The sequence below is a fragment of the Deltaproteobacteria bacterium genome (genome assembly GCA_016219225.1).
Taxonomy (GTDB): domain Bacteria; phylum Desulfobacterota; class RBG-13-43-22; order RBG-13-43-22; family RBG-13-43-22; genus RBG-13-43-22.
In genome coordinates, this window is the sequence record JACRBX010000067.1 from 1 (window position 1) to 2,396 (window position 2,396).

The 2,396-nt window shown below is 49.6% G+C and carries 4 protein-coding genes; 2 read left to right on the forward strand and 2 right to left on the reverse strand.

Annotated features, from left to right (window positions below):
- A partial coding sequence (locus tag HY879_05670) for a DUF72 domain-containing protein (protein MBI5602826.1) occupies positions 1–660 on the forward strand: 660 nt, incomplete at its 5' end.
- Positions 661–668: 8 nt separating this feature from the next.
- Here the strand turns inward: HY879_05670 and HY879_05675 are convergent.
- On the reverse strand, positions 669–947 hold the full coding sequence (locus HY879_05675) for a TMEM165/GDT1 family protein (protein ID MBI5602827.1): 279 nt from the start codon (positions 945–947) through the stop codon (positions 669–671).
- Positions 948–1,176: 229 nt separating this feature from the next.
- On the opposite strand from HY879_05675, the gene HY879_05680 reads away from it, so the two are divergent.
- Positions 1,177–1,716 carry a DUF1579 domain-containing protein gene (locus HY879_05680; GenBank protein MBI5602828.1) on the forward strand — a complete coding sequence of 180 codons (540 nt, stop codon included), beginning with the start codon at positions 1,177–1,179 and terminating at the stop codon, positions 1,714–1,716.
- A gap of 153 nt (positions 1,717–1,869) precedes the next feature.
- Here the strand turns inward: HY879_05680 and HY879_05685 are convergent.
- The coding region (locus tag HY879_05685; GenBank protein ID MBI5602829.1) for a mercuric reductase at positions 1,870–2,396 on the reverse strand (527 nt) is incomplete at its 5' end.

Sequence of the window (2,396 nt, forward strand, 5' to 3'; positions counted from 1 at the left end):
AAATTTTATCCTGAAAAGATTTCGCCCAAAGAACTCTTAGGCTTTTATTCCAAACGTTTCGAAGCGGTGGAGATCAATAACACCTTTTATCACATGCCCAGAAAGGATATTCTGCTATCCTGGTCCGAACAGGTCCCTGACCATTTTATTTTCGCCATCAAAGCCCCCCAGGTCATCACCCATTTGAAGCAGTTGAGAAATGTGGGGGCGGAGACCGGGTACCTCTTCAGTGCCCTGTCAGTTTTACAAGAAAAACTGGGGCCGGTCCTTTTTCAATTTCCAAAAAGTTTTAAGGCGAACCGTCCTGTATTGGAAGATTTCTTTCCTCTGATTCCCGGCAATATACCCTGCGCCTTCGAGTTCCGCCACCCCTCCTGGCTCAATGCTGAAATTTTGGACCTCCTGCATCAAAGGGGCTACAGCCTGTGCTCGGCGGACAGTGATGAAAACCCGGCTAACGAGATCCTCAACACGACGCCCTGGGGGTATCTGCGCCTGCGCCGTTCCGATTATACGGATGCCGATCTGACCCAATGGATTGAAAAAATCCTTTCGCAGAAATGGGAAAAGGCTTTTGTATTTTTTAAACACGAAGAGGCCCAGGGGCCCGAAATGGCCATACGTTTTCAGGAGCTTATCGATTCAAAACAAAAAAGGTGAAATTTAATTTATTTCTCCCCGGAAAAAATCAACATCCACAAACCCAGGACAATAAAAAGAACCGCCGCACCGGTTTTAATCATCTGGGGCGGAACCAGCTTGTGGACTACGGAGCCGAAGACAACGCCCAATAATGAGGTCAGGACCAAGGCCCCGGCCGATCCGATAAATACGGCCCAGCGCGATGAACTTTCGGCTGCAAAAGTAAAGGTGGCCAACTGGGTCTTATCCCCCAATTCAGCCAGAAAAATCATTCCGAAGGTAGTAAAAACAGTCTTAAAATCCATAACCCTATTTCCTCCAAGGCTTTAATTCCCCATCAAAAAATTGAAGGGTGATTATGGCACAAGGCGTTCTTTTATTCAAGTCAAAGAGGACACGAATTGGTGCAATATTCAATAATACTCTATTTCCATTGCAAAAATACAGCCTTCACCCTATTCACCAGTTTAAAAAGTACTGGTAAGCTTAAAACATTTAGGCGTTCCGGGTAACCCAATCAAAAGGAGGTTTGCGATGGCAGCAGCAAAAAAACAAAAGGGCAGGATGGATATGCAGGCGATGATGAAAATCTACACCAAAGTGGGAACTCCGGGGGGGCCCCACAAACGGCTGGCGACTCTGGCGGGAAGTTGGATGACCAAGACCACGGCCTGGATGGAACCCGATAAGCCCCCCATGGAATCCAAAGGCACCTGCAAACAAAAAATGATTCTTGACGGACGATTTCTGCAGCAGGAGTATACCGGCGATATGATGGGGACCACCTTCAAAGGCATCAACCTCATCGGGTACGACAACCATACCAGGAAGTATGTGTCGGTCTGGATCGATTCCATGAGCACCGCCATCTATTTTTTTGAAGGGACGGCCAGCCGGAATGGTAAGACCATTACACAGGTGAGCAGCTACGACGACCCCGCCCGGGGCCCCATGACCTGGCGTAGCGTGTCCAGGATCGTGAATGACAATACCATGGCTTATGAAATGTACATCACCGCCAAAGGGGGCCAGGAAGAGAAAATGATGGAGATGACCTTAACCCGGAAAAAATGACGAAAGCGGATTGCTGAGCAATCCCGGATTGAATTGCAGCATGGTTTCAGGTCTTGGCATTTGACACTAATCGGCCGCGCCATATTGAAAGCGTCATCTTATGTTAAGTCAAATGTCAAGACCTGAAACAAAAACACTTCTAATGCTTTTCCCTTATCCACAGGCCCTGCCTTTCAAATGGAAGAAAAACCTGAGCCCTTTCTTCATCCGGTTCGAGAATATTTTCGGGGCAAAAAAGGTGCCGGCCACCCGCTTGTTGATCTCCCCCAGGGTGGGATAAGGATGGACCGCCGAAGCCAGGGTGGAAAGCTTGACCCTGCCGTTTAAAACGGCCACCCATTCGCTCAGCAGCTCCCCGGCCTGGGGGCCGAGAATCTGAACGCCCAGGGGTTTCTCCTGTTTGTCCAGGATCATCTTGATTTTCCCAGTCCTTTCTCCTTCCGCCAGGCTTCTATCGTTGTCCATGAAGGCTTCGGTCCAGACCGTGTATTCCAGGCCGGCCCCTTTGGCGCTCTTTTCGTTCATTCCGATACTGGCCAGTTCCGGATCAGTGTAGGTGCACCAGGGCATGAAGGTATAATCGGCCTTCCTCGGCAGGTGGAAAATGGCATTACTCACCACAATCCCCCCCTCATAGCCGGCCGCATGAGTGAACTGAAAGGCCCCGGTCACATCGCCCG

Bases quoted from the DNA above. Each gene is read 5' to 3' on its own strand.
- HY879_05675 (MBI5602827.1), bottom strand. From the start codon at position 947: ATGGATTTTAAGACTGTTTTTACTACCTTCGGAATGATTTTTCTGGCT.
- HY879_05680 (MBI5602828.1), top strand. From the start codon at position 1,177: ATGGCAGCAGCAAAAAAACAAAAGGGCAGGATGGATATGCAGGCGATG.